Origin of the sequence: Dactylosporangium sp. CA-139066 (genome assembly GCF_050936175.1) — a bacterium.
Taxonomy (GTDB): domain Bacteria; phylum Actinomycetota; class Actinomycetes; order Mycobacteriales; family Micromonosporaceae; genus Dactylosporangium.
In genome coordinates this window covers 4499324-4514497 of record NZ_JBNJNH010000001.1, presented here as the reverse complement: position 1 = coordinate 4514497, position 15174 = coordinate 4499324, and the positions used below count along the sequence as shown (strand labels likewise).

13 protein-coding genes and 1 pseudogene are annotated in these 15174 nt (G+C 70.5%); 7 read left to right on the top strand and 7 right to left on the bottom strand.

The genetic code is table 11. From position 1 onward, the window contains the following. Positions 1–158: 158 nt before the first annotated feature. Positions 159–1460 (top strand): SGNH/GDSL hydrolase family protein, encoded by a 1302-nt coding sequence (locus ACQEVU_RS20605; protein WP_433325859.1) that lies wholly within the window; start codon positions 159–161, stop codon positions 1458–1460. A 43-nt stretch (positions 1461–1503) separates the two neighbouring features. Further along, positions 1504–1842: a TraR/DksA family transcriptional regulator gene (locus ACQEVU_RS20600; protein ID WP_433325857.1), complete on the top strand. Its 339-nt coding sequence runs from the start codon at positions 1504–1506 to the stop codon at positions 1840–1842. 14 nt (positions 1843–1856) lie between these two features. Here the strand turns inward: ACQEVU_RS20600 and ACQEVU_RS20595 are convergent, their stop codons facing one another. Beyond that, positions 1857–2333, bottom strand: coding sequence for an SRPBCC family protein (locus ACQEVU_RS20595; protein WP_433325855.1), 477 nt, complete (start codon positions 2331–2333; stop codon positions 1857–1859). 6 nt (positions 2334–2339) lie between these two features. Next, a complete protein-coding gene (locus ACQEVU_RS20590; RefSeq protein WP_433325853.1) occupies positions 2340–3098 on the bottom strand; it encodes an SDR family oxidoreductase in 759 nt (252 codons plus the stop codon). 336 nt (positions 3099–3434) lie between these two features. Here ACQEVU_RS20590 and ACQEVU_RS20585 point away from each other — a divergent pair. Then, positions 3435–4847: pseudogene (locus ACQEVU_RS20585) on the top strand (family 16 glycoside hydrolase); the annotation flags it as partial. 92 nt (positions 4848–4939) lie between these two features. On the opposite strand, the gene ACQEVU_RS20580 reads toward ACQEVU_RS20585, so the two are convergent. Both ACQEVU_RS20580 and ACQEVU_RS20575 read right to left on the bottom strand, forming a co-directional pair. Continuing rightward, the gene (locus ACQEVU_RS20580) at positions 4940–5542 is read right to left on the bottom strand and encodes a cadmium resistance transporter (protein WP_433325851.1); all 603 of its coding nucleotides are present in this window, start codon (positions 5540–5542) and stop codon (positions 4940–4942) included. 28 nt (positions 5543–5570) lie between these two features. Continuing rightward, positions 5571–6488: a cyclase family protein gene (locus ACQEVU_RS20575; RefSeq protein ID WP_433325849.1), complete on the bottom strand. Its 918-nt coding sequence runs from the start codon at positions 6486–6488 to the stop codon at positions 5571–5573. Between the two features lie 523 nt (positions 6489–7011). Here ACQEVU_RS20575 and ACQEVU_RS20570 point away from each other — a divergent pair. Together ACQEVU_RS20570 and ACQEVU_RS20565 are read left to right on the top strand one after the other, a co-directional pair. Next, positions 7012–7536, top strand: coding sequence for an RNA polymerase sigma factor (locus ACQEVU_RS20570; protein WP_433325847.1), 525 nt, complete (start codon positions 7012–7014; stop codon positions 7534–7536). Then, the gene (locus ACQEVU_RS20565; RefSeq protein WP_433325845.1) at positions 7536–8624 is read left to right on the top strand and encodes a hypothetical protein; all 1089 of its coding nucleotides are present in this window, start codon (positions 7536–7538) and stop codon (positions 8622–8624) included. Before ACQEVU_RS20570 ends, ACQEVU_RS20565 begins: the two co-directional genes overlap by 1 nt. A gap of 538 nt (positions 8625–9162) precedes the next feature. Here ACQEVU_RS20565 and ACQEVU_RS20560 read toward each other — a convergent pair. Beyond that, positions 9163–9870 (bottom strand): hypothetical protein, encoded by a 708-nt coding sequence (locus ACQEVU_RS20560; RefSeq protein ID WP_433325843.1) that lies wholly within the window; start codon positions 9868–9870, stop codon positions 9163–9165. 70 nt (positions 9871–9940) lie between these two features. Between ACQEVU_RS20560 and ACQEVU_RS20555 the strand changes: the two genes are divergently transcribed. Together ACQEVU_RS20555 and ACQEVU_RS20550 are read left to right on the top strand one after the other, a co-directional pair. Continuing rightward, positions 9941–10549: a hypothetical protein gene (locus ACQEVU_RS20555; protein ID WP_433325841.1), complete on the top strand. Its 609-nt coding sequence runs from the start codon at positions 9941–9943 to the stop codon at positions 10547–10549. A gap of 132 nt (positions 10550–10681) precedes the next feature. Further along, entirely contained in the window at positions 10682–11893 is a 1212-nt protein-coding gene (locus ACQEVU_RS20550; RefSeq protein ID WP_433325839.1) for an MFS transporter, read from the top strand. 17 nt (positions 11894–11910) lie between these two features. Here ACQEVU_RS20550 and ACQEVU_RS20545 read toward each other — a convergent pair whose 3' ends face one another. Both ACQEVU_RS20545 and ACQEVU_RS20540 read right to left on the bottom strand, forming a co-directional pair. Next, positions 11911–14088, bottom strand: coding sequence for a TIM-barrel domain-containing protein (locus tag ACQEVU_RS20545; protein WP_433325837.1), 2178 nt, complete (start codon positions 14086–14088; stop codon positions 11911–11913). Further along, a complete protein-coding gene (locus ACQEVU_RS20540; RefSeq protein WP_433325835.1) occupies positions 14085–15155 on the bottom strand; it encodes a glycoside hydrolase family 15 protein in 1071 nt (356 codons plus the stop codon). The genes ACQEVU_RS20545 and ACQEVU_RS20540 overlap by 4 nt, the downstream gene beginning before the upstream one ends. Positions 15156–15174 lie beyond the last annotated feature (19 nt).

Genomic DNA, 15174 nt, shown 5'->3' with positions numbered 1-15174 from the left:
CGGCCCGGGTCGGGCGGTGCGACGCAAGCTGAGCTCCTGCCATGGCTCCCCCGTTCATGACGATCCACATTCTTGCGCACGGTGCACTGCGTAAGGAAACCGTAAACGGCTCGCGGCAGGGTGCTCATCACAACAGCCCCGGCCGAATGGAGCTACGAATGCCGACCACTCCCCCGATGGTCCGTCACCGCCGCGCCGACGCCGGCCCGATTCGCGCGCTGCTGCTCGTCGTCGTCGCGCTGGCCGTACTGGCGCCGTCCACCCCGGCGGCCGCGACCGCGTTCACGGCCGGTTGGTCGGCCGGCTGGGCCGCCGCCGTGCAGCCGCCGGCGCTGCCCAGCGAGTGGGCACCACCGAGCTGGTCCACGGCCGGCTTCCACAACCAGTCGATCCGGCAGGTCGTGCGGGTCAGCACCGGTGGACAGTGGCTGCGCATCCGGCTGTCGAACGCCTACGGCGCGAAGCCGCTCCGGCTCACGGGCGCAAGCATCGGAAAATCCGGCACCGGTGCGGCGATTCACGAGGGGAGCATCCAGTCGCTGCAGTTCGCCCGGCACGCCTCGACCACGATCCCGCCCGCGGCCACGGCCACCTCCGACCCCGTGCGGCTGCGCACCACGGCATTGGAACGACTCACCGTGACGTTGTACTTCGCCGAACAGACCGGGCCGGCGACGTTCCACTCCACCGGGCTGACCACCACGTACCGGGCCACCGGCGACCATCGGTCCAGCCGCAGCGCCGGCGCGTTCACCGGCGAGACCAGCCCGTCCTACTTCTACCTCACCGGCGTCGATGTGACGGGCGGCGACGGACGCAGTTCCGGCACCGTGGTGACGTTCGGCGACTCCATCACCGACGGGTACGACTCCACACCGAACGCCGACAATCGCTACCCCGACGAGCTCGCCGAACGACTCGTCGCCGCAGGGCGACCGCTGGGCGTCGCGAACAGCGGCATCGACGGCAACCTGCTGCTCACCAGCTCCCCCTGTTTCGGCGAAGCCGGCGTCGCCCGCTTCCGTCGCGACGCTCTCGACCAACCGGGGGTGCGCGCCGTGATCGTCCTGCTCGGCATCAACGACATCGGCTCGGCCAACGGTCCCGACTTCGGATGCGGCAGCCCGCCCGACGTGAGCGCGGCCGATCTCATCACTGGCCATCGGGCGCTGATCCGGGCCGCCCATGCGCGTGGAGTACGCATCATCGGCGCGACCCTGACCCCCTTCAAGGGCAACGCCTACTACGACACCGAAGCCAACCAGCGCCGGCGCGCGGACTTCAACGAGTGGATGCGGACGAGCGGCGAGTACGACGCCGTCATCGACCTCGACCGGACGCTCGCGGACCCGGCTGACCCGGCGGCGATGAACCCGATCTACGCCTCGCCCGACCGTCTGCATCCGAATGATGCCGGCATGACGGCTATCGCCGCGGCCGTCCCCATCAGCAGGCTGTGACCTCGGCCCGCTATCCCGGCGACGGGGAAGTACCGTAGGGGGTGTGGCCGACGACGCTACTCGTGCCGGGCTGGAGCAGTTGCGTTCAGCCGTCGCCGGGGAGGTGAACACCCTCGAGGCCGACCTGCGCGCCGTGTTCGAGGCGAGCCAGGACTCCAACGCCGACGACGAGCACGACCCTGAGGGAAGCACGATCGCCTACGAACGCGCACAGCTCACCGCCGTGCTCGCCGCGGCCCGCCGCCGGCTGGCCGACCTGGACGAGGCGCTGGCTCGGCTCGACTCCGGCGTCTACGGCATCTGCGAGCGCTGCGGCCGCCCGATCCCGGCCGATCGCCTCGCCATCCGCCCGTTCGCTCGCACCTGCGTCAGCTGCGCGTGACCACACCGTGAACGTCAGTGCAGGACGGCTACCCGTCGCCGCACGGCGATGTCGGCCAACCGGCTGAGCATCTCCGTGCTGCGAGGTCCCAGCAGGGCCGACTGGATGATCCGCGGCACAAACCGGCCGATGCCGGCAATGAGTTCGTACGACAATGTCACTCGGGTGGCCGCCGCCTCCACCGGCTCGAGGTCCAGCCTGACCTTCGCCTCCCCCAGCGGCCATGCGCGGGCGTGCAGTTCGAGCATCCGCCCAGGGGTGACCGCGTGCACCCAGGTCACATCGCTGATGTGCAGCGGCCATGGTCCGACCTGGTGGAACAGCCGAGCGCCGACAGCCGGCCAGCCGTCGTCGACATCACGGATATGCGAGGCACCGACCACCCAGCTGGCGTATGTCCAGCCGTCAGCCAGTACCGCAAAGACACGGTCGGGAGTTGCGTTGACGGTCCTCCATCGCTTAGCCACTACCGTCCCCCCTCGAAGGACCATGCCAGGTCATACTCCGCCGGACACGGTGATATCGCTGCCGGTGACGTACGACGCGGCCGGCGAGACCAGCCACGACACGGCATCGGCGATCTCGTCGGGCCGGCCCACGCGACCGAGCGGGCTGCTCGTGGCGAACTGACTCGAACCTTCGGTTTCCGCCGCCATTTCCGTGTCGACAGCACCCGGCGAGACGCTGTTGACACGGATCCCTTCGGGGGCGACCTCGTTCGACAGGCCACGACTGAACGTCACCACGGCGCCCTTCGTGGCCTCGTACGGCACGACCCCTTCTACGCCGGGGACCGCCCGGGCGGCGACCGAGGCGATGTTGACAATGGAGCCGCCGGTCCCGCCGTGCGCGGTCGACATCGCTCGTACGGCGTGCCCGGCGCACACCATCGGGCCCACGACGTTGACCTGCATCAGCCGAGCCAGCTTGGCCGCGTCCTGCTCATCGATGCGCGCCTGCTCGCCGACCATGCCGGCGTTGTTGACCAGCGCGGCCAACGGCCCCAGCTCGCGCTGGGCGCGTTCGAACATGGCCGCGACGGCATCCGGTGCCGCCACGTCCGCGCCTACGGCGATGGCCCGGCCGCCGCGCCCACGGATGGCGGACACCACCGATTCGGCGCCGGCCTCGTCCGCGGCATAGTTGACGACCACGCCGTACCCGTCATCGGCCAGCTTCTGGGCGATCGCGGCGCCGATACCCCGGCTCGCGCCGGTGACGATCACCGCGCCTTTCTCCTGATCAGTTGTCGTCATCTCTTCGAACTACCCACGGGGCCGCGGCGAAACCCAGGCCGTCCTCGGCGTGGGTTTGCCGGCGCTTGTCTCACCAACCGCAGTCGACTTCTGCTCGGCTGAACAGAAGTATCGAACATTCATGCCTACGGATGGACACCACCGCGCGACTGCGTCTACGGTGGTGGCAAAAGTCGGATGAGGTGTTCGGCGCACCACGTCATGCCCGCTACAGCAGGAGTGATTGTGACACTGCGCCGACCGCTCGTGTCCACCTTTTCTGTCGTCCCCGCGCTCGTCGCCGGCCTCGCCGCATCCCTGTGGTTGTTGCCCGCGGGCACGGCCCGAGCGGCCACCACCACCTATGAGGCGGAGTCATCCGTGTTGAGCGGCGGCGCCGTCGTGAACACCGACCACTGCTGCTACACCGGCACCGGGTTCGTCGCCGGGTACGGCGCGGTCGGTGCCAGCACCACGTTCAGCGTTGCGGCGACCGCGGCGGGCGCCTACGACGTGACCCTGCGGTACTCCAACGGCCCGTACCCGTCCAGCATGACCAAGACGATCAGCATCTACGTCAACGGCGCGAAGATCAGGCAGATCAGCCTGGCCAGCACCGGCACCTGGGAGACCTGGGCGAGCCGTAGCGACTCGCTCAACCTCAACGCCGGCACCAACACCATCATGTACCGCTACGACCAGGGCGACACCGGATGGGTCAACCTGGACTCGATCACGGTCACCACCCCGACCACACCCGCCGTGAACCTGGCCCTGAACAAGCCGGCCACCGCCGACAGCTCGTGCAACGCCAACGAGACGGCGGCAAAGGCCGTCAACGGCAGCGTCTCCGGCGGCAACAGCGACAAGTGGTGCTCGCAGGGCGCCACCAAGTGGCTCCAGGTCGACCTCGGCACGACCAGCACCATCGGCCGCCTCGTGGTCAAGCACGCGCAGGCCGGCGGCGAGGCCGCCAGCATGAACACGCGGGACTTCACCATCCAGCTGAGCACGAACGGCACCACCTGGACGACCCCGGTCACCGTCACCGGCAACACCGCCGCCGTCACGACGCACGACATCGCCGCGACGGCGGCCCGGTACGTGCGGCTCAACGTCACGCGGCCGACCGGCACGACCGACAACGCGGCCCGGATCTACGAGCTCGAGGCCTACGCGGCGGCCGGCCAGCCGAACCGGCTCACGCTCTTCGACGGCACCAGCCTGGCCGCGTGGCGCCACGCCAACGGCAGCGACGCGACGTGGCTGCTCACCGGCGGGGCGATGGAGGTGCGCAACGGCGACATCTACACGCGGCAGAACTTCGGCGACTTCAAGCTGCACGTCGAGTTCTGGCTGCCGCTGTACCCGCCGGACGTGACCGGCCAGGCCCGCGCCAACAGTGGCGTGTACCTGCAGAGCCGGTACGAGATCCAGGTGCTGGACTCCTTCGGCGACACCACGCTCGCCAACGACGAGGCGGGCGCCATCTACTCGAAGAAGGCCCCGGACAGCAACGCGGCCACCGCACCGCAGACGTGGCAGACCTACGAGATCACGTTCCGGGCCGCCCGCTTCACCGGCGCCACCAAGACCGAGAACGCCCGCGTGACGGTGGTGTGGAACGGCGTGACCGTGCAGAACAACGTCGCCATCGACGGGCCGACCACGCTCGGCGATCCCGAGGGACCCGCGGCCGGCCCGATCCGGCTGCAGGACCACGGCAACCCGGTCCGCTATCGCAACATCTGGATCGAACCGGCGAACTGAGCAACCGCCGGCGGGCGGGCGCCGTCCAAGCGTGGTGGATCCTTCGCCGGACCACCTGATCGGCCGGCGCCCCGGGCAACGGCTCCGGCCGTTCACAGGCCGAAGGCACCGCCGTCGACGAGAATGACCACGCCGATGCCGATGAGGACCATCGGGAGCAGGAGGTGTCCCCATCGGCTCAGCGCCCGGGCGACGACGGGGCGGGTGGCGAAGTACCGGCCGGCGGCGATCCACAGGGCGAGCAGAGCGAGGAAGACGACGACGTAGGAGCTCATGCCGACGATGCCCGCGGTCGCGAAGACCGGGACGTAGACGCCGATGTTGTCGCCGCCGTTGGCGAAGGTGACGGCGGCGACCTCCAGGAGGCGCGGGCCGCCGGGTCCGGTCCGTTCGTCCTCCTCCTGCCCGCCGCGGCCGCGGTGCCGCCAAACCCGCACAGCGGCTCGGACACCGATCGCGAGGGGCAGCAGACCGAGATACGGCACGACCCGCTCCGGCAGGAAGGTGGCGCCGAACGCGGCCGTCACGGCGACGGCGACGATCGCGGCGAAGCCGACGTACTGTCCGACAGTGATGTTGCGGGCAGCGTGGCGGCGGCCAGCGCCCTGGGCGAAGAACAGGGCGAGGACGACCACGTCGTCGATGTTGGTGACGGCGAACAGGCCGACCGCCTGCCCGACGATGCCGAGATTCATGGCCTTGACAAAGATCGACTATTATCGATCAGAATGTGGCGATCGGGTTGACCGGGCTGCCGGACGTGCCGGCGAAGCGGACCGGGGCGACCGCGAGTTGGAAGTCCCACTGGCCGAGCTCGGCAGCCGCCGTCGCGCACGCCTCTAGGTCGCAGTTGTCGAGCAGCCACAGACCCATCGCGACGAGACTCACGGCATGAACCGGCATCAACACGTCTTCGTACCCCGACGGCTGAACGTCCTGGGGGGTGTCCGCGCCGATCAGCGCGACCTGCCGTTCATGCAGCCACGGCAGGCAGGACGCGTGCCAGCCGGCCTGCGTGAAACCGCCGGCCGCACCGCCCTCGTGCCGCACACGGCCACAGCCGGTCCGCAGCAGTACCGCATCGCCGGATCGCACCCGCACACCCTGGCGACGCTCAGCCTCCTCGAGATCTTCGGGAAACACACCCTGCCCCGGCTCCAACCACGGCACATCGCGCACCCTCGCAACGTCCAGCAGGACGCCACGCGTGACGATCCCGTTCGCCGCCGCCGTGACGGCCGCCCACGCCGATCCCGTTGCGGCATCGACCAGCGAGTGTGACCGCCCGTTGTACGTCGCGCCGTCCCAGAAGATGTGGCACGGCGAGTCGAGGTGGGTGATGGTGTTGCCGTGGAACGTGATGCCAACCCGCTCGGACGAAAAGCCCCAGCGCCGGTCGTTGCGGAATCCGGCCGGCATATGCTCGGCACCCGGCATGTCGGCGGCGCACGGGCACGTCGTCGTCGACCGCTCCATCTCGTCCGGTACGGCAACCTCCCATGCGCACGACACGCTCCTGCCGTGGCGCACGGCCCGCGCCGCCGCCAGCCGGACGGCGTCGGTGATGTGGTTCAGCGTCCCGAGCTCGTCGTCGTCGCCCCACCGTCCCCAGTTCGACAGCGTGTCGAAGTACCCGAGCACGTCGTCCTGTGTGGGCATCGGTCGCCCTGCCGTCATCCCAGCACCGACTCTCCGGTCACGCGGTTCGAGGCACCGCAGGTAGGCCGCCGTTCGTACTCCCCGGCACGGCCGAGTTCGTCGAACACCGACATTATGCAAGGTGACGGCCGGCTTCCGATCGGGTGTGCTGGTGGACTCGGCTTTCGCAAATTTTCTGGTACACATGCGCGAGCGCGGACATGGCGACCGCGGGCGCCGGTCTTCGTGGCTGGACCCGCACGTCGGAGATCTGCGACGACCAGCCGTCTCCAACGCGGGTGGCGGATTTGTGGCAGGCGGGTGTAATAAACGCGAGTTCCAAGGGATTACCGGGTGAAGTGACCTGTGATTCGGAGGAGGAGCGTTGCCTGCACGTTGTGCCTTGAGTGGCACGCAGAGTGTTCTGGCCCGATCAAATTCCCTGTTCAGCGCGGCCAGCCGAGACATTGCCCCCATCGGCCTGGAATCGAGATTCTTCGCTGCCGCATCGGTCCGATGAACCGTGGTGGCAACGGAGCGAGATCTACAGGCGCGGCTGGTCGGCATCTTCCAGGCGCACCGTCGCCGCGTGTACTCGTACGTGGTCAGCCACGCTGGCCGGCAGTTCGCTGACGATGTGGTGAGCGAGACGTTCGTCGTGGCGTGGCGCAGCATCGAGAAGATCCCGGCGGACGAGTTGCCGTGGCTGATCGGTGTAGCACGCAACCTGCTGCGTAAACGCTACGAGCGGGAGGCTCGGCAGGCATCACTGGCAGTGGAGATGCGTGCCTGGATCGAGGACGTCGATGACATCGCTGACAGCGTCGCCCAGCGGTGGGCCGTGCTGGAGGCGTTGGCCCGGCTCAGTGAGTTTGACAGGGAGCTGTTGACGCTTGTCGGGTGGCACGGGCTGTCCAACGCGCAGGCGGCACGGGTCATCGGCTGCTCCGTCGCCACCCTGCTGGTCAAGCTGCACCGCGCCAGGAATCGCCTGGCCAACGCAATGTCCGCGGTGGAGCAGTCCAAAGCCCTCATCCGAACGGAGCACTGATGACAACCGGAAAGGAAGCAATGCAGCACCTGCAACGAGCCCGGCCGCCGCGGCTTGACGATGTGGATTCCAGGCTCGACTGGGAAACGATCGTGGCCCAGCCTCGAGGCCACCGCACGAGCAGCCCGGGGCGGCTGGTGCTCGGGTGGGGGTTGGCAGGTGCTGTCCCGATTGTGGCGGCAGCTATCGCGCTAGTGCTGGTCGGCGGGCAGCCGACAACGCCGGCATCACCCGAGCAGCGACACTCCGAGGCCTCCACGCCACGCGAACTGCTGCTCGTTGCGGCCACCAACGCCCTGAAGACAAAGTCGACCGGTCGCTACTTCGTCACCAAGACGGAGACCGGATACGTCTTCTCCGCCAAGGGGTACGACGTCCTCGGCCGGCGTTACGCAGAGGATTGGGAACCGCGATCCGCCCAGGACCACCCATGGGGGGTGGGGCAGCATCTCGGCGCTGCACCGTTCGGTCCTGGCAGCGAGGCGGCTTGGCGCGCCGACGGTTCGCCGACATCGTGGACCATACCCGGCAATGGCAAGAACCCGGATGCCACCACGGTAACCGCAGCGGCAGGGCCAAGAACTGTCGGTGGCAGCATCGTAGTCAAGACCGGCAGCGGCCCCACGAACTGGGCAAGGGCCTTTGTTCTCGGCGGACAGGTCGTGTCGGCCGAGACGATGGCAACCCTTCCCACGGACGCCGCCAGGCTACGAGCATGGCTCACCGAACGGTACAACGCCGACCCGGACCCCTTGATGACCAATCAGGACCGTCTGATCGATGACGCCTTGCAGCTGATCGCGCAGATGCCCGTCACCGCACAGGTGCGCTCGGCCGCCTATCAAATGCTGGCAGAACTCGACACGGTCCAGCTGCTCCCCGCCGCCGCCGACCAGCGCGGCCGGACCGGCGCGGCAGTAGCCCTCCCGGTCAGATACGAAGACGGTGTGACAACCTTGCGCGTCATCTTCAACCAGGACAGCGGTGACGTGCTGAGCATCGAGCAACTGACCGCGGCGGGGAAGCTACGCGGCTACACCCTCACGGTCAGCAGCGGCTGGACCGACGAACCGCCGCCGGCCGAATAGACCCACAACCAAGACGAATATTCCTTTTCCGGGTTGAGCCTGGCCGACGGCACGACCGGACAGGTCATTCGCGACATACCCAGCCCGGACCTGGGGCTGCGTCCCATGGAAGCGGTCCTGACCGAACTCGGAACGCCGATGCTGGGCCCGGACGACCACACGCTGTTCCCGGGTACCCGCGACACGGCCACGCCGGGCTCGACCGCAGCCCCGGAGAGCCGGTTTCTCGTGGGGTTCGACATCGAGACCGGACGGCTGACCGAGCGGTACCCGCTGCCCGACCAGATCCCCGCTGCCCAGCGCTCCGCCACGAAGGGGGGATCGGTCATCGTCCCGGCCGGCAGGTCCTGTGGGGTTCTCCTGCCGCCAGAGCCGCAGAGGTCGGGGCGGCCAGCGGGATGGCACCGCACCGGTCGCCCTGCCGTCATCCCCGCACCGACTCTCCGGTCACGCGGTGCGCGGCGCCGCAGCGGCGCGGGCCACTTCCGTAACGGGTGGCGCCGGTGTACGCGTCGACGAGCACCACCGGCCGGAACACTCAGGCCGCGCCGCAGTCCTTGCGATCGTCCGGGACGGTGATGTCGAGCTCGGACTGCAATGAGCTGATCTTCAGCGAGAACGCGACCCCGCTGCACTTGTACCGCGCGACCAGCCCGTTCGGGGCGACATGGATATTGTTCGCCAGCCACTGGACCGCGCCGCCGAACGCCGGGTCGTCGCCGGGGAGGGCGGCATTGCCACACAGCTTCAGGTAGCCGATTTCGACGGGGGTCAGTGGGGTCGTCCCGGTCGAGTTGGCCTCGCACCGGACCGAGTACACGACCTGGTGGGCATGCTCGACGGTGAGCCGCCCGGCGGCGGTGCCGGGCCGGTCGGTGAGCGTCGGCAGGTTGAGCGTGTGCGTGCCCGAGGTGTTGACCCACTCGAGGCTCGCGCTGAATCGCTGCGCCTCCATCAGCTGGTTGAGCGTGACCGGCAGCCGCCGAGCCGGGTCACACCCGTAGTCGTGCAGGTCCAGACAGGACGACCGGCTCGGGGCAGGCGACCGCGGCGCAGCGTCCTCGGCCGCCCGCTCAGCCTCCGCCTGATGGCCGGAGTGCACCTGGATGCCGATGTAGACCGCGGCGAACGCGAGCACCACGAACGCGACGGCACCGGCGACGAGCAAGATGGGAAAGGGCCGCCCGCCACCCGGAAGCGGCTCGTCGTTGTTGTCGCCGTTTTCGACGATCTCCGGTTCAGCCACGGTGCAGTTCATATCACGGCCGCCGCTGCCGGGATGTCCCTCGTTGACGACGTGAAGTGTCGTCTGCATAGTGATGTCGACCTGGCCGGGGCTCATCGTGCAGTACGGGGGCAATGTGTTCGACAAGGAGCTGTTCTCGGAACGGCTTGCGGCGCGCCGCGCACGCAACGCGGCACGACCCTGGTGGCAGAAACTTCTCATCGTGCTGGTGCCGTGCGTTCTCGGCATTGCGTGCTACGCCAACCTCCACGTGGACGACAATGCGCCTTCGTCGTCGAAGCCCGCTGCGGTGCACTCGGCCTGCGGGTATGTCGACGAACATGGTCTCGCCGCGTTGTTCGGCTCGCCGGCCCCGGCACTCGTGGAACAGCCGCGGGTGCAGACCGGCAGCGTCACGACGTACAGCTGCCTGATGCAGTCCGATCCGGCAATGCGGCTGCGGCTTGACCTCGGTGTCCACCAAGGGACGGTCGGACCCGCCGATCCGCTCCTGCTCATGGCATTGAGCAACCAGGTCGAGTACTCCGTTGACGGCACAGACGGAGTGCTGAGTGCGGCGAAGCGGTCGAGCGGCACGCTGTACAGCGTCCGCCTGAGCGGGTCATCCGGCACACCGGCCGTACCGTTGACCCAGGAACGACTCCAGACGCTGGCAACGCCAATCATCGGCAAGTTGTAGGGCGCGGCCGCGTCACTCGGCCGGCCGGTGCGAAGCCCAAGACACGCAGGCCGGCGAGTCCGCTCACGTTCAGGGCCGACGGAAACAGCTCATTTGGGTGGCGCCGTGGTCTCGATCATGATGGGATCTGGCGTGCTCTGGACGGGGAACTTCACGCGCTACTTCGTCGCCCGCACCGTGTCGGTCTTCGGCGACGCGATGCTCATCGTCGCCTCCGCCCTGGCCGTCGGGCACCTCTACGGGGCGACGGGCGTGGGGCTGGTACTGGCCGCGTTCTCGATCCCGTTCCTGGCGAGCATCCTCTTCGGCGGCGTGTTCGCGGACCGGATCGGTGCGCGCCCGCTCATGCTCGGCGCCGACATCGTCCGGTTCGTCGCGCAAGGCACCGTGGCGGCGTCATTCTTCGCCGGTACGCCGGCGCTGTGGCTGCTGCTCGTGTGCTCCGCGGTGCACGGCGCCTCGTCGGCCGCCTTCCAGCCCGGCGTCAACGGCATGGTGCCCCTCGTCGCGACCGACCTGCACCGTGCCAACGCGACCATCAAAGTCTCCCAGTCGATCGCCCAGCTGCTCGGCCCGGCCACCGCCGGCATCGTCTTCGGGTTCCTCGGGGCCGGGCCGCTGTACGCCACCGACGCCGCCACGTTCGCCGTGAGCGCGGCGTGCCTGGCGGCCCTGCGCCTCGGCGGCCTGCCGCGCCCGGAGACGTCCTCGTCCCCGCTGCGCGACCTCGCCGCCGGCTGGCACGAGTTCCGCTCCCGCACCTGGATCTGGAGCGTGATCCTGGTCTGGGTCGTCTACGGCGTGCTGCTCTTCGGCCCGCTCATCCCGCTCGGCTCCGTGCTCATCAGTGGCCGTCTCGGCGCCGCCGCGTACGGCTGGACCGAGTCGGGCCTCGCGGCCGGCGCCATCATCGGCGGCCTGATCGCCCTGCGCCTGCGCCCGCGGCACCCGCTAGCCGCGGGCGCAGTCGCCATGTTCGGCTACGGCCTGCTCCCGCTCGCGATCGCCGTGCACGCCCCACTGGCCCTGCTCCTGGCCGCCGCGTCGGTGAACGGCGCCGCGTGGTCGTTCTGGTCGGTGATGTGGCAGACGAGCGTGCAGACCCATATCCCGCCCGCGATGCTGAACCGCATCACGTCGTACGAGGTGTTCGGCTCCGACGGCAGCCTGCCCATCGGCCAGGCGCTGGCGGGCCCGGTGGCGGGCCTGCTGAGCGCGGAGGCGGTGCTGGGCTTCTCGGCGGGCGTGAGCGCGCTGGGCTGCGTGGCCCTGCTGCTCATCCCCGCGGTCCGCGCCCTGCAGCGCATCGAACCCCGCGAGCCCGCCGAGATCCCCGCCCGTTAAGCGGCGGATGCGCTCGGTCAGCCCGCGGTGAACAGGTCGCGGTGGCGATCCGCGGACTCCAGGCGGCACCAGACCGGGATCTCGCCGAGCGGGGCCGGGACCTCCACCACGCGGCCGCCGTCCAGCACCTCGTGCGTGCGCAGGTCCAGCCAGCGCCCGTGCGGCAGGTAGGCCGACCGGGCGGTGGCGCCCTCCGCGACCACCGGCGCGATGAGCAGGTCGTCGCCGAGCAGGTAGTCGTACTGGTGCTGCCAGGCGCCGGGGTCGTCCGGCGCGACCAGGCACACCGACCGCAGCATCGGCCAGCCGGTCTCGACCGCCCGGGCCGCCGACGAGGCGAGGTACGGCACCAGCCGCTCGCGCAGGTGGGCGTACCGGCGGAACACCGGCAGCACCGCGGGGTCGCCGGTCTGCGCGGCGATGTTCCACGGGGTGCGGTCGCGCGACGGGCTGCGGTGGTGGTTGTACTCCGAGTGGTACTGCATGATCGGCAGGAACGCCGACATCGCCGTGGCCCGCAGGTACAGCTCGGCGGAGGGGACCGGCCCGGAGAAGCCGGCCAGGTCCCAGCCCCAGTAGACGATCCCGCACGCCGCCGCGGTGAGGCCGGCCCGCAGCGAGGACCGCATGGCCTCCCACGTGGAGTCCTCGTCGCCGGCCCAGAACACGCCGTGCGCCTGCGAGCCGGTGAAGCCCGCCCGGCTGAACGTGACCGGCGCCTTGCCGCAGGAGCGCAGCAGGTCGCCGTACGCCGCGGCGTAGTGCACCGGGAAGCGGTTGTTGCCGGTGGCGCCGATCGAGCCGTCGGCGTAGCGCAGGTCGTGGCCCCACGCGTGTTCGCCGCCGTCGGTCTTGAACCCGTCGATGCCGACGTCCTCGACGAGATACCGGCGCTTCGCCAGCCACCAGTCGCGGGCCTCGGCGCTGGTGAGGTCCGGCATGAGCGCGGCCGGGAACCACCAGCCGCGGTTGCGGTACGGCCGGCCGTCGCCCTCGCGCACCCCGTAGCCGCGGGCCACCATGGTGGCGGCGTCGGCGGCGGCCTGGCCGGTCGGGTGGGGGCGCATCTTGTGCAGCGGAATCTGCCACAGCACGACCTTGACGCCGTCGGCGTGCAGGTCGTCGACCATGCCCTTCGGGTCGGGCCAGGCGCCGTCCGGCGGGAAGGTGAAGTCGGCCAGGCGGTGCGGGCGGCCGTCGTCGTGGACCTCGTACCGCGCGTCGCGGAACGCCACGAACGTCGACTCGTCGCTCCACGCCTCGACGACCACGACCCCGACCGGGATGTCGTGCTTGCGGTGCAGCGCCATCTCGGTGCTCACCCGCTCCTGGGTGTTCCACTCGTTGCCGCTGGCCCACAGCCGGAACACCCAGTCGGGCAGCGGCTGCGGCCGGCCGACCTCGCCGAGCCACCGGTGCAGGATCTCGCCGGGGGTGCCGTCGTAGAAGCGGACGTCCAGGTGCCCGCCCACCACGTCGGCCTCGACCCACAGGTCCGCGCCCGCGTCGAACCAGGTCCGCTCGGCGGTGTCGACGTGGAACGCCCACCCGGAACCGCCGAGGACGTGCGCGAACGGCATCGGCAGGTAGGTGCGCCCGGCGGCGCCCTGGCCCTTGTACTGCTCGAAGACCGTCGCGTCGAGCGTGTGCCCGCGCTGGTCGAGCCGGTCGAAGCGCTCCCCGAACCCGACCAGGTGCTCGCCGGCGGTCAGCCGCAGCGCGAACCGCACCTTGTGGACCCCGTCGGGGCCGACAAGCCACGAGGTGCTGTCCGGCACGAGGCGGCTCGTGCCGTGGGTGGTGAGCGTGCCCCCGGCCGGCGACCAGGCGGCGCCGCTCACCTCGTACCACCGGGTGCGGCGGGTGCGGGTGCCGTCGGTGGCGACGAACCGGTACCGGACCGGCCGGCCGGCGGGCAGCGGCGGGCTGTCGGCGGCCCAGCGGACGCTGCGGCCCTGCCGCCCGGCCGCGGCCGTGGCGAGGTGCCCCTCGGCCCCGGCCGTCGGCCCCGTCGGCGCGCCCTCACGGTGCAGGTCGAACCCGCCGCCGTCCCACTCGCAGCGCACTGAGGTGACGGACGCGGCGGCGGCGACGCCGAGGTTCACCGGCTCGCCCGCGAGGGGCCGCACCGGCCGGCGCTGGTCGATGGACGGCTGGTAGACGTGGCCGGAGCCGAAGGGCCGGTGCCGGATCACAGGGTGACCTCCAGTTCGGCGGCGAGGGACAGCAACGCGCCGTGCGACCACAGCAGCGGGGTCGCGACCGGGCCCCACCGCTCGAGCCACTCCTGGCGGTGCTCGGGGTGCAGCAGCCGGTCGCTGACCTGCTCGGGCAGGTCGCCGTTGGCCGCGGCGGTGCCGGCGATCCAGGCGAGCTGGCGGCGGGCGTCGCCGGGGCGGCCGAGCCGGAGGTACGCCTGCCCGAGCAGCCCGGCCAGGACCGGCCACCGCCCGCCGCCGTAGAACACGTCGGCCCGGAACCGGTGCACGCCGCCGTCGTCGAGCAGGTCGCGCTCCACGGCGGCGACCGTGCGCGCCGCCGTGGCGTCGTCGACGACCCGCAGCGGCGCGACGGCGGCCAGGAGGCTGCCGTCGACGGCGTCGGAGCCGAGCCACTTGCGCAGCCGCCCGTCGACGCTGCCCTGTCCGGCGATGACCGCGGCGATCTCGTCGGCGGCGGACAGTGCCGCGCCGGCGTCGCCGTCGCCGAGCAACCCGGTGCGTGTCGCCGCGCGCAGCCCGGCCTCGACCGACGCGAGCGTGGCGACGTGCACCTGCTCGGCGTGCTCCTCCCACCAGTCGTAGCAGGGCAGCCGCCACGCGGCGCAGAGGTAGCGCACCGTGAGGGCGACCGCCTCCGCGAACGCGCGGTCGGGGGTTCCGGCGAGGTGCCGCTCCAGCGTCCACAGCCAGGTGCCGTAGCCGTCGAGCTGGAAGTCCCACCAGGACTCCGACCCGTCCTGGCCGTCGAGGGTGTAGCGGGTGGGCAGGAACCGCGCGTGGTCGACCTCCTCACCGGCGGCCAGCGCCGCGACGACCGCCTCGATCCGCCCCGCGCGCTCGCCGATGACCCGGGCCGTCCACTCGTGGAAGGCCCGGGGCCCGTCGGCGATGCCGTGCGCCCGCAGACCTTCGGCGACGAACGCGCCGTCGCGCAGCCACGCGTAGCCGTACACGGGGAAGTTCGAACAGGCGGGGTAGGCGCCGCTCGGCGCCTGCTCGGCGTTGATCACCTTGATGCTGTGCTCGACCAGGTCGCGCATGTGCTGTCCCTTACCTTGC

What these genes read in the sequence shown, in the direction of transcription:
- ACQEVU_RS20565 (WP_433325845.1), top strand. Translation starts at nt 7,536, where the DNA reads ATGACAACCGGAAAGGAAGCAATGCAGCACCTGCAACGAGCCCGGCCG.
- ACQEVU_RS20590 (WP_433325853.1), bottom strand. Translation starts at nt 3,098, where the DNA reads ATGACGACAACTGATCAGGAGAAAGGCGCGGTGATCGTCACCGGCGCG.
- ACQEVU_RS20540 (WP_433325835.1), bottom strand. Translation starts at nt 15,155, where the DNA reads ATGCGCGACCTGGTCGAGCACAGCATCAAGGTGATCAACGCCGAGCAG.
- ACQEVU_RS20580 (WP_433325851.1), bottom strand. Translation starts at nt 5,542, where the DNA reads ATGAATCTCGGCATCGTCGGGCAGGCGGTCGGCCTGTTCGCCGTCACC.
- ACQEVU_RS20595 (WP_433325855.1), bottom strand. Translation starts at nt 2,333, where the DNA reads ATGGTCCTTCGAGGGGGGACGGTAGTGGCTAAGCGATGGAGGACCGTC.
- ACQEVU_RS20605 (WP_433325859.1), top strand. Translation starts at nt 159, where the DNA reads ATGCCGACCACTCCCCCGATGGTCCGTCACCGCCGCGCCGACGCCGGC.